Origin of the sequence: Burkholderia sp. GbtcB21, from assembly GCF_019091065.1 — a bacterium.
In the GTDB taxonomy this organism is placed as follows: domain Bacteria; phylum Pseudomonadota; class Gammaproteobacteria; order Burkholderiales; family Burkholderiaceae; genus Burkholderia; species Burkholderia pyrrocinia_C.
Genome location: NZ_JAGXKA010000002.1, coordinates 292,348 through 311,835, shown reverse-complemented (window position 1 = coordinate 311,835; position 19,488 = coordinate 292,348). Strand labels below are relative to the sequence as shown.

Annotated in this window: 17 protein-coding genes and 1 other RNA gene; 14 read left to right on the top strand and 4 right to left on the bottom strand. The window is 65.0% G+C overall.

Features of this window, described 5'->3' with window-relative positions; all coding sequences use genetic code 11:
- Window positions 1-76: 76 nt before the first annotated feature.
- From ssrA to ompA, 4 genes are all read right to left on the bottom strand, one after another.
- Window positions 77-446, bottom strand: a transfer-messenger RNA (tmRNA) gene (ssrA, locus tag KVT39_RS05680).
- A gap of 17 nt (window positions 447-463) precedes the next feature.
- Window positions 464-1,180: a phosphoglycolate phosphatase gene (gene gph, locus KVT39_RS05675; RefSeq protein ID WP_217588108.1), complete on the bottom strand. Its 717-nt coding sequence runs from the start codon at window positions 1,178-1,180 to the stop codon at window positions 464-466.
- Between the two features lie 13 nt (window positions 1,181-1,193).
- Window positions 1,194-1,892 carry a bifunctional 2-polyprenyl-6-hydroxyphenol methylase/3-demethylubiquinol 3-O-methyltransferase UbiG gene (ubiG, locus tag KVT39_RS05670; RefSeq protein WP_034183031.1) on the bottom strand — a complete coding sequence of 233 codons (699 nt, stop codon included), beginning with the start codon at window positions 1,890-1,892 and terminating at the stop codon, window positions 1,194-1,196.
- A 152-nt stretch (window positions 1,893-2,044) separates the two neighbouring features.
- Window positions 2,045-2,713 (bottom strand): outer membrane protein OmpA, encoded by a 669-nt coding sequence (ompA, locus tag KVT39_RS05665; protein WP_006400736.1) that lies wholly within the window; start codon window positions 2,711-2,713, stop codon window positions 2,045-2,047.
- Window positions 2,714-3,261: 548 nt separating this feature from the next.
- Between ompA and gyrA the strand changes: the two genes are divergently transcribed.
- From gyrA to rfaD, 14 genes are all read left to right on the top strand, one after another.
- Window positions 3,262-5,865, top strand: a complete 2,604-nt coding sequence (gene gyrA / locus KVT39_RS05660; protein WP_034183032.1) for a DNA gyrase subunit A — start codon at window positions 3,262-3,264, stop codon at window positions 5,863-5,865.
- Between the two features lie 83 nt (window positions 5,866-5,948).
- Window positions 5,949-6,548 (top strand): DUF2059 domain-containing protein, encoded by a 600-nt coding sequence (locus tag KVT39_RS05655; protein ID WP_021157463.1) that lies wholly within the window; start codon window positions 5,949-5,951, stop codon window positions 6,546-6,548.
- Between the two features lie 173 nt (window positions 6,549-6,721).
- Window positions 6,722-7,804: a 3-phosphoserine/phosphohydroxythreonine transaminase gene (gene serC, locus KVT39_RS05650; protein ID WP_034183033.1), complete on the top strand. Its 1,083-nt coding sequence runs from the start codon at window positions 6,722-6,724 to the stop codon at window positions 7,802-7,804.
- Window positions 7,805-7,837: 33 nt separating this feature from the next.
- Window positions 7,838-8,920: a prephenate dehydratase gene (pheA, locus tag KVT39_RS05645; protein ID WP_034183034.1), complete on the top strand. Its 1,083-nt coding sequence runs from the start codon at window positions 7,838-7,840 to the stop codon at window positions 8,918-8,920.
- A gap of 186 nt (window positions 8,921-9,106) precedes the next feature.
- Complete coding sequence (locus KVT39_RS05640) at window positions 9,107-10,033, top strand: prephenate dehydrogenase/arogenate dehydrogenase family protein (protein WP_034183035.1); 927 nt, start codon at window positions 9,107-9,109, stop codon at window positions 10,031-10,033.
- 13 nt (window positions 10,034-10,046) lie between these two features.
- Complete coding sequence (gene aroA, locus KVT39_RS05635) at window positions 10,047-11,351, top strand: 3-phosphoshikimate 1-carboxyvinyltransferase (RefSeq protein ID WP_217588105.1); 1,305 nt, start codon at window positions 10,047-10,049, stop codon at window positions 11,349-11,351.
- Window positions 11,352-11,364: 13 nt separating this feature from the next.
- Window positions 11,365-12,051 carry a (d)CMP kinase gene (gene cmk, locus KVT39_RS05630; RefSeq protein ID WP_034183037.1) on the top strand — a complete coding sequence of 229 codons (687 nt, stop codon included), beginning with the start codon at window positions 11,365-11,367 and terminating at the stop codon, window positions 12,049-12,051.
- A gap of 124 nt (window positions 12,052-12,175) precedes the next feature.
- The gene (rpsA, locus tag KVT39_RS05625) at window positions 12,176-13,906 is read left to right on the top strand and encodes a 30S ribosomal protein S1 (RefSeq protein WP_006750753.1); all 1,731 of its coding nucleotides are present in this window, start codon (window positions 12,176-12,178) and stop codon (window positions 13,904-13,906) included.
- Window positions 13,907-13,928: 22 nt separating this feature from the next.
- Window positions 13,929-14,252: an integration host factor subunit beta gene (locus KVT39_RS05620; RefSeq protein WP_006486894.1), complete on the top strand. Its 324-nt coding sequence runs from the start codon at window positions 13,929-13,931 to the stop codon at window positions 14,250-14,252.
- 209 nt (window positions 14,253-14,461) lie between these two features.
- Window positions 14,462-14,755, top strand: coding sequence for a lipopolysaccharide assembly protein LapA domain-containing protein (locus KVT39_RS05615; RefSeq protein ID WP_034183038.1), 294 nt, complete (start codon window positions 14,462-14,464; stop codon window positions 14,753-14,755).
- A gap of 53 nt (window positions 14,756-14,808) precedes the next feature.
- Window positions 14,809-15,981 carry a lipopolysaccharide assembly protein LapB gene (gene lapB / locus KVT39_RS05610; protein ID WP_034183039.1) on the top strand — a complete coding sequence of 391 codons (1,173 nt, stop codon included), beginning with the start codon at window positions 14,809-14,811 and terminating at the stop codon, window positions 15,979-15,981.
- Window positions 15,982-16,071: 90 nt separating this feature from the next.
- Entirely contained in the window at window positions 16,072-17,472 is a 1,401-nt protein-coding gene (locus KVT39_RS05605; RefSeq protein ID WP_034183040.1) for a UDP-glucose/GDP-mannose dehydrogenase family protein, read from the top strand.
- A 7-nt stretch (window positions 17,473-17,479) separates the two neighbouring features.
- Window positions 17,480-18,430: a D-glycero-beta-D-manno-heptose-7-phosphate kinase gene (gene rfaE1 / locus KVT39_RS05600; RefSeq protein WP_217588100.1), complete on the top strand. Its 951-nt coding sequence runs from the start codon at window positions 17,480-17,482 to the stop codon at window positions 18,428-18,430.
- 63 nt (window positions 18,431-18,493) lie between these two features.
- The gene (rfaD, locus tag KVT39_RS05595; RefSeq protein WP_034183439.1) at window positions 18,494-19,486 is read left to right on the top strand and encodes an ADP-glyceromanno-heptose 6-epimerase; all 993 of its coding nucleotides are present in this window, start codon (window positions 18,494-18,496) and stop codon (window positions 19,484-19,486) included.
- The last annotated feature ends 2 nt before the right edge of the window (window positions 19,487-19,488 follow it).

Genomic DNA, 19,488 nt, shown 5'->3' with positions numbered 1-19,488 from the left:
GACGCATGCGTTTCGCCGGCAACAAAAAACCCCGCAGACTTGCGTCATGCGGGGTTCGTGCGGCGAGCGCGGAATTTGGTGGAGGCGGCGGGAATCGAACCCGCGTCCAGAAGCGCTCCACGACTAGTTCTACATGTTTAGTTCAGTCATTTGATTTAACCGCAGCGACGCGGACGAACACGCTGCACTACGGCGATTCGCTAGGTTTTCGACCCTGGCGTCGCGACGCCGACAGGGCTTAACTGACGTAAATGACCTCTGGCGGTATTGCTACCGGTCTTGCGACACTAGCCCGTCAGTGAACTAGGCAGAGGACGGCGGCCGTTAGGCTGCCAGTGCGAACGTATCGTCGTTTGCAGTTACGATTTTCCCATTGATTAACGAGGTGACGGGTCCTCGACATGCCCTAGCCGCTTCACAACCCCTGTCGAAACCAGGTCGCCCCCGCGGATCAGATCGATCATTATAGCCCAACATCGCGCAGCAGTTCGCGCAGTTCCTGCGTCGTGTCGACGAGATGCTGGGCCTGCCAGTCGGCCGGCGCGGCGCCGTCGCCGCAGTAACCGTACGCGGCCGCGACCGTCGCCATGCCGGCCGCGCTGCCGGCCTGAATGTCGCGCAGATCGTCGCCGACATAGACGATGCGCGCCGGCGCGAGCGTCAGCTGGTCGGCCGCGTGCAGCAGCGGAGCAGGGTGCGGCTTCGAGTGCGGCGTTGTGTCGCCCCCGACGACGCAGGCCGCGCGCGGTGCAAGACCGAGCAGGTCGACGAGCGGCGCCGTGAGCCGCATCGCCTTGTTCGTGACGATGCCCCAGCGCACGCTGCGCGCATCGAGTTCGTCGAGCACGTCGCCGATGCCGGGGAACAGCGTCGTTTGCACGCAGATATCCGTCGCGTAGTTGGCCAGGAACTCGTCGCGCATCGCTTCGTAGCCGGGCATGTGCGGATCGATGCCGAACGCGCCGCCGAGCAGGCCGCGCGCGCCGGCCGAGGCCAGCGGCCGCAGCACGTCGAGCGGCGTTTCGGGCAGGCCGCGCGCGCGCTGCATCTTGTTGACGGCGGCGGCGAGATCGGGCGCCGTGTCGGCAAGCGTGCCGTCGAGGTCGAACAGCACGGCAGCGCAGTGCAGCAGGCGCGGTTCGTCGAGTGCGGCCCGCGCGGTCGAAAGGGGAGTCGTCATGCCGGTCGGAGGGTCACGCGCCGCGGCGGCACGCGACGAGGTAGTTGATGTCGGTGTCGTTCGACAGCGCGAAGCGCTTGCCGATCGGGTGATACGTGATGCCCTTGATCTCCACGATGTGCAGATCCGTCGCGCGCACGAAGCCGGCCAGTTCCGACGGGCGGATGAAGCGCGCGTAGTCGTGCGTGCCCTTCGGCAGCATTTGCGCGATGTACTCTGCGCCGATCACCGCGAACAGGTAGGACTTCAGATTCCGGTTCAGCGTTGAGAAGAACACCCAGCCGCCCGGCTTCACGAGCGTCGCGCACGCGGCGACGATGTCGCCGGGCGACGGCACGTGCTCGAGCATCTCCATGCACGTGACGACGTCGTAGCTGCCCGGCTCGCGCGCGGCGATCGCTTCGGCGGCGATCGCCTCGTAATCGACCGCGATGCCGCTTTCGAGGCTGTGCAGGTCGGCGACGCCAAGCGCTTCGGTCGACAGGTCGATGCCTTTCACCTGGGCGCCAAGCCCGGCCATCGATTCGGACAGGATGCCGCCGCCGCAGCCGATGTCGAGTGCGCGCTTGCCGGCCAGGTGCGCATGTGCGTCGATCCAGCCGAGCCGGACCGGGTTCAGGTCGTGCAGCGGCTTGAATTCGGCATTCGGATCCCACCACCGATGGGCGAGGTCGCTGAATTTCTGGAGTTCGTGCGGATCGGCGTTGGTCATGGCGGCAAACGGGCTACGGAAGGAGGGCGGTGCTGTGGTTCGTCAGCCCCGAGTATATAAGCGGGCGGACGACGAGGCCAGCGAGCGCCCGGACGGGCGTCAATGAAAAAGCCCCGCCGGAGCGGGGCTTTGAAGCAGTCGAAAACCGCGGCTTACTGCGCCGGAACGGTCGTCTTCTGGACTTCTTGCGTACCAACCACTTCGACTTCCACGCGGCGGTCCGGTGCGAGGCAGGCGATCAGCTGCTTGCGGTTCTTCTGGTTGCAGCCAGTCGTAACCGGGTTGCGCTTGCCCTTGCCTTCCGTGTAGATCTTGTTGGCCGGCACACCCTTGCTGACCAGGTACGACTTCACGGCCTGCGCACGGCGCAGCGACAGACGGTCGTTGTACTTGTCCGAACCGATGCGGTCCGTGTAGCCCGTTGCGACGACCACTTCCGTGTTCATGCCCTGGATCTTCGAAGCCAGTTCGTCCAGCTTCTGCTTGCCCAGCGGCTTGAGCGTTGCCTTGTCGAAGTCGAACAGGGCGTCAGCTTGATACGTGATCTTCTGGCTCGTGATGGCCGGAGCGACCGGAGCGACCGGCGGCTGCGGTGCCTGGGCGACCAGTGCGCCATCGCACTTCGCGTTGGCGGTGGCCGGCGTCCAGAACGCATCGCGCCAGCAGAGCTCGTTCGTGCCGTTCATCCACACCCATTCGCCCGTGCCGTTCACCCAGTTGTCATTGACGGCTTGACGCGACGCCGGCACCGACTGTGCCGAAGCGGATGCAGCCATAACTGCGGTAGCTGCAATGAACGCGAGCTTTGAAAGTTTATTCATATTTCTCCTCTCGAAATTGAGATTACCGCAGGTTTACTGCGAGCCTGTTGACGGTGACAAGTCATACATTGCTCGAAGTATAACATTGGTGCGGCACAAAAAACGCGGCACCGCTCTGTGTAGACTTCGAGCAGCGTCTAACTTTCAGTGCGTTGGCATTTTGCCATATCGTTCCCTTCCTACGAAAAAAAATCCTCCCCACCCTAAGATCCCCTCAACTTTGTGGTGCATGCGCAACACCGGCCTGCCGCAACTTTTAGAGATTGTCAAGAGTGCGCCGGCGAAATTGCGCGGGTGCGGGCAACTGTTTACTCGTGCGCGTGAAACAAACCGGGTGGGATCGCCGGTAAACCGGGCGCGATCAACGGTGGCGTCGAGTCGCGTGCGGTTCCGGCCGGTCCGCCGCCGCCGCGATTTTCGCTATTTATATATAGAGGGGGAGGCGAATTTGCGGCTGATGGGCGCATGTTAGAATCTCGCGTTGCGTTGCGCATGCAGCGCCCACGCGAAAGGCGTTCGCCGTCTTCGCTCCGAAACGATACGGATACATGGATCAATTCGCCAAAGAGACCCTGCCCACCTCCCTAGAGGAGGAAATGCGCCGTTCGTATCTCGATTACGCGATGAGCGTGATCGTCGGACGTGCCCTCCCGGATGTCCGCGATGGCCTGAAGCCCGTGCACCGGCGCGTGTTGTTCGCGATGCACGAACTGAACAACGACTGGAACCGCGCGTACAAGAAGTCGGCGCGTATCGTCGGTGACGTGATCGGTAAGTACCACCCTCACGGCGACACCGCGGTCTACGACACGATCGTGCGGATGGCGCAGGACTTCTCGCTGCGCTACATGCTGATCGACGGGCAGGGCAACTTCGGCTCGATCGACGGCGACAATGCCGCGGCGATGCGTTACACCGAAATTCGCATGGCGAAGATCGGTCACGAGCTGCTCGCCGACATCGACAAGGAAACGGTCGATTTCGAGCCGAACTACGACGGCAACGAAATGCAGCCGTCGGTCCTGCCGTCGCGCATCCCGAACCTGCTGATCAATGGCTCGTCGGGCATCGCGGTCGGCATGGCGACCAACATCCCGCCGCACAACCTGAACGAAGTCGTCGACGCGTGCCAGCACCTGCTGAACACCCCGGAAGCGACGATCGACGAGTTGATCGAGATCATCCCGGCGCCGGACTTCCCGACCGCCGGCATCATCTACGGCGTCGCCGGCGTGCGCGACGGCTACCGCACCGGGCGCGGCCGCGTCGTGATGCGCGCGGCCACGCACTTCGAGGAGATCGACCGCGGCCAGCGGATGGCGATCATCGTCGACGAGCTGCCGTACCAGGTGAACAAGCGCTCGCTGCTCGAGCGGATCGCCGAGCTCGTCAACGAGAAGAAGCTCGAAGGCATCTCCGACATCCGCGACGAGTCCGACAAGAGCGGCATGCGTGTCGTGATCGAGCTCAAGCGCGGCGAAGTGCCCGAAGTGGTGCTGAACAACCTGTATAAGGCGACGCAGCTCCAGGACACGTTCGGCATGAACATGGTCGCGCTCGTCGACGGCCAGCCGAAGCTGCTGAACCTGAAGGAAATCCTGCAGTGCTTCCTGTCGCATCGACGCGAAGTGCTGACGCGCCGCACGATCTACGAACTGCGCAAGGCCCGTGAACGCGGCCACGTGCTTGAAGGTCTCGCGGTCGCGCTCGCGAACATCGACGAGTTCATCGCGATCATCAAGGCCGCGCCGACGCCGCCGATCGCGAAGCAGGAACTGATGGCGAAGCCGTGGGATTCGTCGCTCGTGCGCGAGATGCTGACGCGCGCCGAGAGCGAGAACGCGGCGGCCGGCGGCCGCTCCGCGTACCGCCCGGAAGGCCTGAACCCGGCGTTCGGCATGCAGGTCGACGGGCTGTACCGTCTGTCCGACACGCAGGCCCAGGAAATCCTGCAGATGCGCCTGCAGCGCCTGACCGGCCTCGAGCAGGACAAGATCATCGGCGAGTACCGCGAAGTGATGGCGCAGATCGCCGACCTGCTGGACATCCTCGCGCGCCCCGAGCGGATCACGACGATGATCGGCGAGGAACTCACGTCGGTGAAGGCCGAATTCGGCGATGCGCGCCGCTCGAAGATCGAGCTGAACGCGACCGAGCTGAACACCGAGGATCTGATCACGCCGCAGGACATGGTCGTCACGATGTCGCACGCGGGCTACGTGAAGTCGCAGCCGCTGTCCGAGTACCGCGCGCAGAAGCGCGGCGGTCGCGGCAAGCAGGCGACGCAGATGAAGGAAGACGACTGGATCGAGACGCTGTTCATCGCGAACACGCACGATTACATCCTGTGCTTCTCGAACCGCGGCCGCGTGTACTGGGTCAAGGTCTATGAGGTGCCGCAGGGCTCGCGCAACTCGCGCGGCCGCCCGATCGTCAACATGTTCCCGCTGCAGGAAGGCGAGAAGATCAACGTCGTGCTGCCGGTTAAGGAATTCTCGGCCGACAAGTTCATCTTCATGGCGACGTCGCTCGGCACCGTGAAGAAGACGCCGCTCGAAGCGTTCAGCCGCCCGATGAAGAAGGGCATCATCGCGGTCGGCCTCGACGACGGCGACTTCCTGATCGGTGCGTCGATCACCGACGGCGCGCACGACGTGATGCTGTTCTCCGACGCCGGCAAGGCCGTGCGCTTCGACGAGAACGACGTGCGTCCGATGGGGCGCGAGGCGCGTGGCGTGCGCGGCATGCAGCTCGAGGACGGGCAGCAGGTCATCGCGATGCTGGTTGCGGGCAGCGAGGAGCAGACCGTGCTCACCGCGACCGAGAACGGCTACGGCAAGCGCACGCCGATCACCGAGTACACGCGTCACGGTCGCGGTACGAAGGGTATGATCGCGATCCAGACGTCCGAGCGCAACGGCAAGGTCGTGGCCGCGACGCTCGTCGACGCCGAGGATCAGATCATGCTGATCACGACGGCCGGCGTGTTGATTCGCACCCGTGTTTCCGAGATTCGCGAGATGGGGCGCGCCACGCAAGGTGTTACACTCATCAGTCTCGATGAGGGTACCAAGCTCTCCGGCCTGCAGCAGATTGCGGAGGCCGAGGAGGGCGATGGCGAGGCCGACGAGGCGTCGGACGGCGAAGCCTGAAGAACGGATGAGACTCTGGCCGCCGCGGGCGTGAAGCGCCGCGGCCGGCGAGCAACCATTCATATTTCCAAAAGGGAGTGATGATGCAAAAGCAATTCAAGCAACTGGTCCTGCTGGCTGCACTGGTGCCGACGTTCGCGATGGCGCAAGCGCTGTCGAATTCCGCACCGGCGCCCGCCGCGGCAGCTGCGCCGATCGACGCCGACAAGAAGGCAGCGATCAAGGATCTGCTCGACGCGATCGACGCGCCGAAGCTCGTGTCGGCAATCGGCAACAGCGCCGAAATGCAGGCCAAGCAGCTCGTGCCGGCGATCCTGTCGGACGCGCTGTCGGAAAACAAGACGCTGAACGACAAGCAGAAGCAGGCTGCCGTTCCGACGCTGCAGAAGAACGCGGTGCCGAAGCTGGTCGACGGCGCGGGCAAGGTGTTCGGCACGCAGCAGTTCCAGAACGACGCAATGTCGGCTCAGTACGACGCATACGCGAAGTACTACAGCACGTCGGAGATCAAGGATCTGACGACGTTCTACAAGAGCCCGACGGGCCGCAAGTTCATCCAGGTTCAGGATCAGGTCGGTCGCGACGTGGTCAACGGCCTGATGCAGAAGTACATGCCGCAAGCGATCCAGGCAACGCGCACGCAGGCTGACAAGGAAGTCGCAGCAGTCAAGCCGGGCAAGTAAGCCGTCCAGGCACGCCCCCCGGCCGTTCGGCCGGGTTTGGCGGGAGCCTTCCGACAGTGCGATAATGGCCGTTTGCGCGCGAGCGCAAGCGGCCATTCTTTTTCTGGCGCGGCTCATTTGCAACTGACATGCGGCGGCAAGCCGCCGGTCGCGTCCCTCCCGAGGTTTTCACGATGCGCGTCTTTAATTTCTCCGCCGGTCCTGCGGCGATGCCCGAGGAAGTGCTGCGGCAGGCCGCCGACGAAATGCTCGACTGGCACGGCAGCGGCATGAGCGTGATGGAGATGAGCCATCGCGGCAAGGAATTCATGTCGATTCACGAGGCCGCGCTGACCGACCTGCGCGACCTGCTCGGCGTGCCGGCAAGCCACCGGATCCTGTTCCTGCAGGGCGGCGGCATCGCGGAAAACGCGATCGTGCCGATGAACCTGCTCGGGTCGCGTAACACCGCCGACTTCGTCGTGACGGGCTCGTGGTCGCAGAAATCGTTCGGCGAGGCGAAGAAGTTCTGCACGCCGCATCTCGCCGCAACCGGCAAGACGGAAGACGGCTTCACGCGCGCGCCGGCGCGCGCCGAATGGCAACTGTCGGACGATCCGGCCTACGTGCATCTGTGCACCAACGAGACGATCGACGGCGTCGAGACGTTCGAGATTCCCGATCTCGGCGACGTGCCGCTGGTCGCGGATGTCTCGTCGCACATCCTGTCGCGCCCGATGGACGTCGCGAAATACGGCGTGCTGTTCGGCGGCGCGCAGAAGAATATCGGCATGGCCGGCGTGACGGTCGTGATCGTGCGCGAGGACCTGCTCGATCGCGCGCTGTCGATCTGCCCGTCCGCGTTCGAATGGAAGACTGTCGCCGAGAACAACTCGCTGTACAACACGCCGCCCACCTATGCGATCTACATCGCGGGTCTCGTGTTCCAGTGGCTGAAGCGGCAGGGTGGCCTCGAAGCGATCGAGGCCCGCAATATCGAAAAATCGAAGCTGCTCTACGACACGATCGATGCGAGCGGCTTCTATCTGAACAAGGTCGAGCCGGCAGCGCGTTCGCGGATGAACGTGCCGTTTTTCCTGGCCGACGAAACGCGCAACGAAGACTTCCTTGCCGGCGCAAAGGCGCGCGGGCTGCTGCAGCTGAAGGGCCACAAGTCCGTCGGCGGCATGCGGGCGTCGATCTATAACGCGGTGCCGCTCGAGGGCGTGAAGGCGCTCGTCGAGTACATGAAGGACTTCGAGCAGCGCGGCGCCTGACGGCGGCGCTGCTCAAACAGCACGGCAAAACGCATGGACGACGAACTGAATTCCCGCCTGAAACCGCTGCGCGATCGCATCGACGCGATCGACGCGCAGCTGATTGCGCTCCTGAACCAGCGCGCCGCGGTGGCGCTGGAGGTGGGCGAGGTCAAGAAGCATTTCAACGCGCCGGTGTTCCGGCCGGAGCGCGAGCTGCAGGTGATCGCGCGGCTGCAGGACATGAGCGCGGGGCCGCTCGAGAGCGAGCACATCAGCGCAATCTGGCGCGAGATCATGGCGGCGAGCCGCGCGCTCGAGCAGACGATCCACGTCGCGTTCCTCGGGCCGGTCGGCACGTATAGCGAACAGGCGATGTTCGAGTATTTCGGCCAGTCGATCGAAGGGCTGCCGTGCCCGTCGATCGACGAGGTGTTCCGTTCGGTCGAGGCCGGTGCGTCCGCGTTCGGCGTCGCGCCGGTCGAGAATTCGACCGAAGGGGCCGTGTCGCGCACGCTCGACCTGCTGCTGCAGACGCAACTGCTGATCAGCGGCGAGCTCGCGCTGCCCATCCACCACAACCTGCTCACGCAGAGCGGCACGCTCGACGGCGTGAAGCGCGTCTGCGCGCATGCGCAGGCGCTCGCGCAATGCCAGCAGTGGCTCGCCGCGAATGCGCCGCAGCTCGAGCGGCAGGCCGTGGCGAGCAACGCGGAGGCCGCGCGCCTCGCGGCGGCCGATCCGACCGTCGCGGCGATCGCGGGTGACCGCGCGGCCGCGCATTACGGCTTGCAGATCGCGTTCTCGCAGATCCAGGACGATCCGCACAACCGTACGCGCTTCGTGATCGTCGGCAAGCAGCCGGCCGGGCAAAGCGGTCATGACCAGACGTCGCTGATCGTGTCGGTGAAGAACGAGCCGGGCGCCGTGTTCAAGCTGCTCGAACCGCTCGCGCGGCACGGTGTGTCGATGACGCGCTTTGAGTCGCGTCCGGCACGCGTCGGCACGTGGGAGTACTACTTCTACATCGACATCGAAGGGCACCGCGACGATGCGTCGGTCGCGGCCGCGCTTGCGGAACTTGGCCAGAAGGCTGCGTTCCTGAAGATACTCGGTTCGTATCCGCGCGCACGCTGACGCGCGGCGGTCCGGCGCCTGCTCGCGCAGGCGCGGCGGCCAGGCGGGCAGGGCAGGCCGATCGGCGCTGCCGAAGGCGGGTTCGGGCGGCATCCGGTGCAGGTCGCGCCGGGTGCGGGCCCGTTGCCCGGAATCTGGAATTCCGTGTGCGGGGCGTCGTTCCGCACGCGTAACTTGGCTCTTGTCGTGTCAGGCTTTGCATTCAACAAACTGGTCATTTTCGGTGTCGGCCTGATCGGCGGATCGCTGGCCCGCGCGCTGCGCGAGCGCGCGCCGGGCGGCGCGGGCGAGATCGTCGGCGTGGGCCGTTCGCGCGTATCGGTCGAGCGTGCGCTGTCGCTCGGCGTGATCGACCGCGCGGCGGCGCTCGACGACGACGCGCAGTTGCGCGACGCGCTGGCGGGCGCCGATCTCGTGCTGCTGGCCGCACCCGTCGCGCAGACGGGCCCGCTGCTCGCGCGCATCGCGCCGTGGCTCGCCGATGCGACGATCGTCACCGATGCGGGCAGCACCAAATCCGACGTCGTCGCCGCCGCGCGCGAAGCGCTCGGCGCGCGGATCGCGCAGTTCGTGCCGGGGCATCCGATTGCCGGCCGCGAGTCGAGCGGCGTCGAGGCCGCGTTGCCGGACCTGTACGTCGGCCGCAACGTCGTGCTGTGCCCGCTGCCGGAGAACGCGCCCGAATCGGTCGCGCGGATCGACGCGATGTGGCGCGCGACCGGCGCCGACGTGCGCACGATGAGCACCGGGCAGCACGACCGCGTGTTTGCGTCGATCAGCCATCTGCCGCACGTGCTGTCGTTTGCGCTCGTCGAACAGATCCTCGGCGAGACGGACGCGGAACTCAAATTCTCGTACGCGGCGGGCGGCTTCCGCGATTTCACGCGCATCGCGGCGTCGAGCCCGGAGATGTGGCGCGACGTGTGCGTCGCGAACCGCGCGGCGCTGCTCGACGAACTCGACGGCTACACGCGCGTGCTCGCGCGGCTGCGCGAGGCAATCGACGCCGGCGACGGCGCGGCGCTCGAAGCCGTGTTCACGCGCTCGCGCGCCGCACGCAAGGCATGGCAGGAGCGTGGCGGCACGCCCGCTGCCGAACCGGTCAAGAAATAACAGGACGATTCTCATGGACTATCTCGATCTCGGCCCGTACTCCAGCGCATCGGGCACCGTGCGCCTGCCCGGCTCGAAGAGCATCTCGAACCGCGTGCTGCTGCTCGCGGCGCTTGCCGAAGGCGAAACGACGATCACCAACCTGCTCGACTCCGACGACACGCGCGTGATGCTCGATGCACTCGGCAAGCTCGGCGTGAAGCTCGCGCGCGACGGCGACATCTGCGTCGTCACGGGCACGCGCGGCGCGTTCACCGCGAAGACGGCCGACCTGTTCCTCGGCAACGCGGGCACGGCCGTGCGGCCGCTGACCGCGGCGCTCGCGGTGAACGGCGGCGACTATCGCGTGCACGGCGTGCCGCGCATGCACGAGCGGCCGATCGGCGATCTCGTCGACGGCCTGCGGCAGATCGGCGCGCGGATCGATTACGAACTGAACGAAGGCTACCCGCCGCTGCGGATCAGGCCCGCGACGATCTCGGTCGATGCGCCGATTCGCGTGCGCGGCGACGTGTCGAGCCAGTTCCTCACGGCGCTGCTGATGACGCTGCCGCTCGTGAAGGCGAAGGACGGCAAGATCGTCGTCGAGGTCGACGGCGAACTGATCTCGAAGCCGTACATCGACATCACGATCCGGCTGATGGAGCGTTTCGGCGTGGTCGTCGAGCGTGACGGCTGGCAGCGCTTCGTCGTGCCGGCCGGCGTCCGCTACCGCTCGCCGGGGCGGATCATGGTCGAGGGCGATGCGTCGTCCGCATCGTACTTCCTCGCGGCCGGCGCGCTTGGCGGCGGCCCGCTGCGCGTCGAGGGCGTGGGGCGGGCGAGCATCCAGGGCGACGTCGGCTTCGCGAACGCGCTGATGCAGATGGGCGCGAACGTGACGATGGGCGACGACTGGATCGATGTGCGAGGCATCGGCCACGACCACGGCAAGCTCGAGCCGATCGACATGGATTTCAACCTGATCCCCGATGCGGCGATGACCATCGCGGTTGCGGCGCTGTTCGCGAGCGGCACGAGCACGCTGCGCAACATCGCGAGCTGGCGCGTGAAGGAGACCGACCGCATCGCCGCGATGGCGACCGAACTGCGCAAGGTCGGCGCGATCGTCGAGGAAGGTCCCGACTATCTCGTTGTCACGCCGCCGGAAAAGCTCACGCCGAACGCGGCGATCGACACGTACGACGATCACCGGATGGCGATGTGCTTCTCGCTCGTCAGCCTGGGCGGCGTGCCCGTGCGGATCAACGATCCGAAGTGCGTCGGCAAGACGTTCCCCGACTATTTCGACCGCTTCGCTGCGCTCGCCAAAGCCTGACCCGACTGTTCCGATGAAATCGACCCGACCCTTTCACCCGACTCCCGTCATCACGATCGACGGCCCGACCGCTTCCGGCAAGGGCACCGTCGCGGCGCTCGTCGCCGCGCACCTTGGCTTCCACCTGCTCGACAGCGGTGCGCTGTACCGTCTCGCGGCGCTCGCAAGCGTACGCTACGGCATTGAGGCGGAGGACATCGACGCGCTGGTGAAACTGATCGACGATCTCCACATCACGTTCCGCGAAGGCTGCGCGCAGCTCGACGGCGTCGACGTGTCGAACGACATCCGCGCCGAAGCGGTCGGCAACCGCGCGTCGGCCATTGCCGTGCACGGGCCCGTGCGCACCGCGCTGGTCGCGCGCCAGCGCGCGTTCCGCAAGACGCCGGGCCTGGTTGCCGACGGCCGCGACATGGGTACGGTGATCTTCCCGGACGCCGTGCTGAAGGTGTTCCTGACGGCCAGCGCCGAGGCGCGCGCGGCCAGACGGCATAAGCAATTGATGCAAAAAGGTTTTTCTGCTAATATAGATGACTTGCTCCGGGATCTTCGTGAACGTGACGCGCGCGACAGCAATCGCGCGGCCGCACCGCTGAAGCCCGCGGCAGATGCCGAGCTGCTGGATACGTCGGCACTTTCGGTCGATGAAGCAGTCGACCAGGTGCTGCAGTGGTACCGGGCGCTCGGCCAGCCCGCCTGAGAAGGCGGGCAGCGGTAGGTGCTCCGCGTCGCAAGCGCGGAGCGTGTTTCGAACCCTTAACCCCGTGTGGTCTTCGATCTGGCCCTTTCAGCCTGCCATTCCGGCCGGCGTGGCACAGCGAGCCATGCACAATCAGATTTTTATGTCCGACCTGCAAACCTCCACCCCGAATACCGAATCCTTTGCGGCTCTGTTCGAAGAGTCGCTGACCCGCCAAGACATGCGCGCCGGCGAAGTGATTTCCGCCGAAGTCGTGCGCGTCGACCACAACTTCGTGGTCGTCAATGCAGGCCTGAAGTCCGAGGCTTACATTCCGATCGAGGAATTCCTGAACGATCAGGGCGAGGTTGAGGTGCAGTCGGGCGATTTCGTGTCCGTCGCGATCGACGCACTCGAAAACGGCTACGGCGACACGATCCTGTCGCGCGACAAGGCGAAGCGCCTTGCATCGTGGCTGTCGCTGGAAAAGGCCCTCGACAACAACGAACTCGTCACCGGCACGATCACCGGCAAGGTGAAGGGCGGCATGACCGTGATGGTCAACGGCATCCGCGCGTTCCTGCCGGGTTCGCTGGTCGACACGCGTCCGGTCAAGGACACGACCCCGTACGAAGGCAAGACGCTCGAGTTCCGCGTGATCAAGCTCGATCGCAAGCGTAACAACGTCGTGCTGTCGCGTCGTGCAGTGATCGAAGCGACGCAAGGCGAAGAGCGCGCGAAGCTGCTCGAGACGCTGAAGGAAGGCGCGATCGTCAACGGCGTGGTCAAGAACATCACCGACTACGGTGCGTTCGTCGACCTCGGCGGCATCGACGGCCTGCTGCACATCACCGACATCGCATGGCGTCGTGTGCGTCACCCGAGCGAAGTCCTGTCGGTTGGCCAGGAAGTCACCGCGAAGATCCTCAAGTTCGACCAGGAGAAGAACCGCGTCTCGCTGGGCATCAAGCAACTGGGCGACGATCCGTGGGAAGGCATCTCGCGCCGTTACCCGTCGGGCACGCGCCTGTTCGGCAAGGTCACGAACATCACCGACTACGGCGCATTCGTCGAAGTGGAATCGGGCATCGAAGGCCTCGTCCACGTGTCGGAAATGGACTGGACCAACAAGAACGTTGCTCCGTCGAAGGTTGTCCAGCTCGGCGACGAAGTCGAAGTCATGGTTCTCGAGATCGACGAAGACCGTCGTCGTATCAGCCTCGGCATGAAGCAGTGCAAGCCGAATCCGTGGGATGACTTCAGCCGCAACTTCAAGAAGGGCGACAAGATCACGGGCGCAATCAAGTCGATCACCGACTTCGGCGTGTTCATCGGTCTGCCGGGCGGCATCGACGGCCTGGTCCACCTGTCGGACCTGTCGTGGAGCGAAGCCGGCGAAGAAGCCGTTCGCAAGTACAAGAAGGGCGACGAAGTCGAAGCAATCGTGCTCGGTATCGACGTCGAGAAGGAGCGTATTTCGCTCGGCATCAAGCAACTCGAAGGCGACCCGTTCAGCAACTACGTTGCAATGAACGACAAGGGCTCGATCGTCGACGGCGTCGTGAAGACGGTCGATGCGAAGGGTGCGGTCATCACGCTGACGGGCGACATCGAAGGCTACCTGCGCGCATCGGAAATCTCGCAGGATCGCGTCGAAGACGCACGCAATGTGCTGAAGGAAGGCGACAAGGTCAACGCGATGGTGATCAACATCGATCGCAAGTCGCGTGGCATCAACCTGTCGATCAAGGCGAAGGATTCGGCCGAGCAACAGGAAGCGATCCGCGGCCTGCAATCGGACTCGAGCGCTGCTGCGACCGGTACGACCAACCTCGGCGCGCTGCTGAAGGCGAAGCTCGACGGCCAGAACCAGTAAGCCTCACGAGGTCTGCTGAAGTATGACCAAATCCGAGTTGGTCGCGCAGCTGGCATCGCGATTTCCGCAACTTGTCCTCAAGGATGCGGATTTCGCGGTGAAAACGATGCTCGATGCGATGTCCGATGCCCTGGCGAAAGGGCATCGCATCGAAATTCGGGGTTTCGGCAGCTTCGGCCTCAACCGTCGCCCGGCGCGCGTCGGACGCAACCCGAAGTCGGGGGAGAAAGTGCAGGTGCCCGAGAAGTTCGTGCCGCACTTCAAGCCTGGCAAGGAATTGCGTGAACGCGTCGACGGCCGCGCCGGTGAGCCGCTGAAGGCTGATGATCCGGACGACGAGCGTTGAGCGTCGTTCGGTTTGCCCGGAACCTGTCCGGCGAAGGCTGAAGAAAAAAGCGCCCCTTGCGGGCGCTTTTTTCGTTTCCGGCAACCGCAGCGCAACGGGGCGAGCAGGATCTGCGCAGCCGCGGAAACGCTTCCTTTACAATACGGGTCGATTCGGTGCGACGAAGGGGAGTCGCGCGCCGCGGCAAACCTCAACATAGAGAGGGCTTCATGAAGTTTATCGTCTGGCTGATCCGGGTATTGGTGTTCGTGCTGCTGCTGGTGCTCGCGCTGGCCAATACGCAAACCGCGACGCTGAATTTTGTTGCCGGCTATGCATGGCAAGCGCCGCTGATCCTGATCGGCCTCGCGTTCTTCGTCGTGGGGCTGCTGGCCGGCCTGCTGTCCGCGCTGCCTTCGATCTTCCGTCTGCGTCTCGAGAACGGGCGCCTGAAGCGCGATCTGCGCGCGGCGCGCGAAACGCCTGCCGTCATCGACCAGCCGCCGATGCCGCCCGTCATTTAACACGGACGCCGCGCGATAATCGCGCGGTTTTCGTCTCTGCTTCGATATTTCGCATGGATCTGGATTTCTGGTGGTTGCTCGCGATTCCGGTTGCGTTCGCGCTCGGTTGGGCGGCGTCACGCTATGACCTGAAGAATCTCCTGTCGGAGAGTGCCAACCTGCCGCGATCGTATTTTCGCGGCCTGAATTTTCTGTTGAACGAACAACCGGACAAGGCGATCGACGCGTTCATCGAGGTCGCCAAGCTCGACCCCGAGACGGTCGAGCTGCACTTCGCGCTCGGCAACCTGTTCCGCCGTCGCGGTGAAACCGACCGTGCAATCCGCGTGCACCAGAACCTGCTGAGCCGTACGGACCTGCCGGTCAACGAGCGCGACCATGCGCTGTACGAGCTCGGCCAGGATTTCCTCAAGGCCGGCCTGCTCGATCGCGCCGAGGAGGCGTTCCACAAGCTCGCCGACGGCGACTACGCGCTTGGCGCACAGCGGGCGCTGCTGACGATCTACGAGATCGAGAAGGACTGGAACAAGTCGATCGATACCGCGAAGCGCATCGAGTCGATGAGCGACAAACCGCTCGGCACCGAAATCGCGCAGTTTCACTGCGAACTCGCGCAGGACGCGTTGCAGCGCAAGAACGCGGCTGCGGCCGCAGAGCAACTGCGGCTCGCGCTGACCGTGAACCCGCAGAACGTTCGCGCGACGATCCTGTCCGGCGATGCCGCGGAGGCGGAGGGCAATCACGCGGCTGCGATCGAGCACTGGAAGCGTGTCGAAGCGCAGAACCCGGCGTATCTGCCGCTCGTCGCCGACAAGCTGATGAAGGCCTATGTCGCGCTCGGCAAGAACGTCGACGGCGCGGAGCTGCTGATGGGGTATGTCGACCGCTATCCGTCGAACGACCTGCTCGACATCGCCTATCAGCATATCGCGGGGTTGCGCGGCCAGGATGCAGCGCACACGCTCGCGCGCGCGCAGATGGAGAAGTCGCCGAACCTGTCGGGGATGCTGCACCTGCTCGATGCGCAGATCGCGGCGGCCGACGAACCGCGTCGTAAGGAACTTGAAATGATGCGTGCGCTGATCAAGCAGCGCACGAAAAATCTGCCACGGTATACGTGCCAGAATTGCGGTTTCCGGGCGCGGCTCTTCTACTGGCAGTGCCCCGGATGCAGCGGCTGGGAAACCTATGCGCCGCGCCGCGTCGAACCTGCGATGTCGAGCTGATCCCGGCACGCGGAACCAACGCGCAGCGGTTGTCGCCGGGCTCGGCCCGGCGGCCAAGTTAGTCAATTACCGGGAAGTACCGGAACATCTATGAAAATCACCATCATCGGCACCGGCTATGTCGGCCTCGTCACGGGCTCATGTCTCGCGGAGATCGGTCACGACGTCTTCTGTCTCGACGTCGATCCGCGCAAGATCGACATCCTGAATAACGGCGGGATGCCGATTCACGAACCGGGGCTGCTGGACATCATCGCGCGCAACCGCGCGGCGGGGCGCCTGCGCTTTTCGACCGACCTCGAGGCGAGCGTCGCGCACGGCGAGATCCAGTTCATTGCGGTCGGCACGCCGCCCGACGAGGACGGCTCGGCCGACCTGCAATACGTGCTCGAGGCCGCGCGCAACATCGGCCGCCACATGACGGGCTTCAAGGTGATCGTCGACAAGTCGACGGTGCCGGTCGGTACCGCGCAGCGCGTGCGCGGCGTGGTCGACGAGGCGCTTGCCGCACGCGGGCTCGGCGGCAGCGTCGCGCATCGCTTCTCGGTCGTGTCGAACCCGGAATTCCTGAAGGAAGGCGCCGCGGTCGAGGACTTCATGCGCCCTGACCGGATCATCATCGGCGTCGACGGCGACGAGACGGGCACGATCGCGCGCGAGAAGATGAAGAAGCTTTACGCGCCGTTCAACCGCAACCACGAGCGGACGATCTACATGGACGTGCGTTCGGCCGAATTCGCGAAATATGCGGCGAATGCGATGCTCGCGACGCGTATCTCGTTCATGAACGAGATGTCGAATCTCGCCGACAAGGTCGGTGCCGACATCGAGGCCGTGCGCCGCGGGATCGGCTCCGATCCGCGTATCGGCTATCACTTCCTGTACGCGGGCGTCGGCTACGGCGGCTCGTGCTTCCCGAAGGACGTCCAGGCGCTGATTCGCACCGCGGGCGAGAACGGCCAGCCGCTGCGCATCCTGGAAGCCGTCGAGGCGGCCAACCATGCGCAGAAGGACGTGCTGATCGGCAAGATCGAGCAGCGCTTCGGCGCCGACCTGACCGGCCGCGAGTTCGCGGTCTGGGGCCTGGCGTTCAAGCCGAACACCGACGACATGCGCGAGGCGCCGAGCCGCCGCCTGATCGCCGCGCTACTCGAGCGCGGCGCGATCGTGCGCGCGTACGATCCGGTCGCGGTCGACGAGGCGCGGCGCGTGTTCGCGCTGGATTTCGGCGACGATGCGGATGCGCTTGCACGGCTGCAGCTCGTCGATACGCAGGACGTCGCCGTGACGGGGGCGGACGCGCTCGTGATCGTGACCGAATGGAAGGAATTCCGGAGCCCCGATTTCACGCGCCTGAAGGCCGAACTGAAGGCGCCGGTGATTTTCGACGGGCGCAACCTGTACGAGCCGGACGCGATGGCCGAACTGGGCATCGACTACTATGCGATCGGCCGGCCGTATGTCGATCCCCAGTCGTTCTCCCGTGGCTGATCACACGATGAATACTCTCCGCGAAGTCGTTCCGGTGCCGCGCGCGCAGCTCGCGCGCTCGCGTGTGCTTGTCGTCGGCGACGTGATGCTCGACCGTTACTGGTTCGGCAACGTCGATCGAATTTCGCCGGAAGCGCCGGTGCCGGTCGTGCACGTGCAGCGTCAGGAAGAGCGGCTCGGCGGTGCGGCCAACGTCGCGCGCAATGCCGTGACGCTCGGCGGCCAGGCCGGATTGCTGTGCGTCGTCGGTTGCGACGAACCCGGCGAGCGGATCGTCGAGCTGCTCGGGAGCAGCGGCGTGACGCCGTATCTCGAGCGCGACCCGACGCTGCCGACCACGATCAAGCTGCGCGTGCTCGCACGCCAGCAGCAACTGCTGCGCGTCGACTTCGAGGCGATGCCTACGCACGAGGTGCTGCTCGCGGGGCTCGCGCGCTTCGACGCGCTGCTGCCGCAGCACGACGTCGTGCTGATGTCGGATTACGCGAAGGGCGGCCTGACGCACGTCACGACGATGATCGAGAAAGCGCGGGCGGCCGGCAAGGCCGTCCTCGTCGACCCGAAGGGCGACGACTGGGCGCGCTACCGCGGCGCCTCGCTGATCACGCCGAATCGCGCGGAGTTGCGCGAAGTGATCGGGCAGTGGAAATCGGAAGACGATCTGCGCGCGCGTGTCGCGAATCTGCGTGCGGAACTCGGCATCGACGCGCTGCTGCTCACGCGTTCCGAAGAGGGCATGACGCTCTTTTCCGCCACCGGCGAACTGCACGCACCGGCGCTTGCGCGCGAGGTGTACGACGTGTCGGGCGCGGGCGATACCGTGATCGCGACGGTCGCGACGATGCTCGGCGCAGGCGTGCCGCTCGTCGACGCGGTCGTGCTCGCGAATCGCGCGGCAGGCATCGTGGTCGGCAAGCTCGGCACGGCCACGGTGGACTACGACGAACTGTTTCACTGAGCGCATTCGGCGGCGCGACGAGCGCGTCGCACGAGTGGCTCGCACTTTTCAGGCAGGACGATCATGACCCTCATCGTCACCGGCGCAGCCGGTTTTATCGGCGCGAACATCGTCAAGGCGCTCAACGAGCGCGGCGAGACGCGCATCATCGCGGTCGACAACCTGACGCGCGCGGACAAGTTCCGCAATCTCGTCGATTGCGAGATCGACGACTATCTCGACAAGACGGAATTTGTCGAACGCTTCGCGCGCGGCGACTTCGGCAAGGTGCGCGCGGTGTTCCACGAAGGCGCCTGTTCGGACACGATGGAAACCGACGGCCGCTACATGATGGACAACAACTTCCGCTACAGCCGCGCGGTGCTCGACGCGTGCCTCGCACAAGGCGCGCAGTTCCTGTACGCGTCGTCGGCCGCGATCTACGGAGGCTCGACGCGTTTCGTCGAGGAGCGCGACGTCGAGGCGCCGCTGAACGTGTACGGCTATTCGAAGTTCCTGTTCGACCAGGTGATCCGTCGCGTGCTGCCGACCGCGAAGAGCCAGATCGCCGGCTTCCGCTATTTCAACGTGTACGGCGCGCGCGAAACGCACAAGGGCCGCATGGCGTCGGTTGCGTTCCACAACTTCAACCAGTTCCGCGCGGAAGGCAAGGTGAAGCTGTTCGGCGAGTACAACGGCTATGCACCGGGCGAGCAGACGCGCGATTTCGTGTCGGTCGAGGACGTCGCGAAGGTGAACCTGTTCTTCTTCGATCATCCGGAGAAGTCGGGCATCTTCAACCTCGGCACGGGCCGTGCGCAGCCGTTCAACGATATCGCGTCGACGGTCGTGAACACGCTGCGCGCGCTCGACAACCTGCCGCCGCTGACACTCGCGCAGCAGGTCGAGCAGGGGCTGATCGAATACGTGCCGTTCCCCGATGCGTTGCGCGGCAAGTACCAGTGCTTCACGCAGGCCGACCAGACGAAACTGCGCGCGGCCGGCTACGATGCACCGTTCCTGACCGTGCAGGAAGGCGTCGACCGCTACGTTCGTTGGCTGTCCGGCCAGGTTTAAGC